Genomic DNA, 627 nt, shown 5'->3' on the forward strand with positions numbered 1-627 from the left:
AGGTGGGCAGCGGGGGCGCCTGTCGGTGCCAGTTCGAGACGGTTCGATTTCTTGGTTTTGTTTTTGTGGGGCGTATTTGACGTGGTGAGTTCTCAGGGGGGCAGGGCATCGGATTGCCTGCGGCCCTGATGGATTGGTTGTCCGGTTTGAAACAAGGGGTGTCCGGGATTCTGTCCGGATCTTCCTTGGGGATGACTGCGTCGCCGCTGGACGGTGGGCATGGGGGGGCAGTGGGGCCTGTCAGGCCGACGTGCTGCGCCCCCTTCGTGTGGCCGATGAAGTGTCATGGCAATCCGGACAGGGTTTGCCATGACACTGTAATCCGGGATCATGCGGTCGCGGTGGCCCTGTCCGAATCGGTGGCTCCCGGGGTTGACGGTTCCACATCCCAGAGCAGGTCTGCAATTTCTTCGGTCTGCAACTCCCGCTTCTCCAAAAGGGCGTCCGCCAGCCTCAAAAGGGCCGGGCGATGCTGGGCCAGTGAAGATTTTGCCGTGGCTTCCGCCTTGCGCAAGCTCTCATCGATCCGGTCGCGTAATGCCCCGGACAGGGCGGTGCGCTGGTCTGGCTTGTCCCAGAAGAGGGTGTCTTCAAACCCGAAATTCAGGTGCATCCGTGTCGCAAGTG

General features: G+C 61.4%; 1 protein-coding gene. It reads right to left on the reverse strand.

Features of this window, described 5'->3' with window-relative positions; translation table 11 throughout:
- Window positions 1-328 precede the first annotated feature (328 nt).
- Window positions 329-627: hypothetical protein (locus ACTZWY_RS19820; RefSeq protein WP_444792422.1), on the reverse strand; the 299-nt coding region annotated here is incomplete at its 5' end.

The organism is Roseinatronobacter sp. NSM (genome assembly GCF_052379845.1).
Taxonomy (GTDB): Bacteria; Pseudomonadota; Alphaproteobacteria; order Rhodobacterales; family Rhodobacteraceae; genus Roseinatronobacter.